The sequence below is a fragment of the Photorhabdus viridis genome, assembly GCF_040256935.1.
Lineage (GTDB): Bacteria > Pseudomonadota > Gammaproteobacteria > Enterobacterales > Enterobacteriaceae > Photorhabdus > Photorhabdus viridis.
In genome coordinates, this window is record NZ_JBEJZY010000401.1 from 1 (window position 1) to 262 (window position 262).

A 262-nucleotide genomic window follows, 5' to 3' on the forward strand; every position below is an offset into this window, starting at 1 on the left:
GCCGCTGTTGGTGATATCGCCCTGACTGTTAAGCGCTACCGTATTGCCGGCAAGGAGGGCGCCGTCACCGCTCAGGTCGCCGGATTTCACCCGGGCGTACACCTGTGGCACGGTCACCACCTGCGTGGTGCCATCCGGCAAGGTCACGGTTTGGTGAGTCAGCCAGACAATATCGGCGGTCAGCAGCGCCATCTGTGCCGGACTCAGGGCGACGCCGGGAGTGAGCTGTTGTTCCCTGCCGAAAGCCACCCCGGCATCCATC

1 protein-coding gene is annotated in these 262 nt (G+C 64.1%); it reads right to left on the minus strand.

The genetic code is table 11. The features are described from left to right. A partial coding sequence (locus tag ABR397_RS25615) for a hypothetical protein (protein ID WP_350307860.1) occupies positions 1-262 on the minus strand: 262 nt, incomplete at both ends.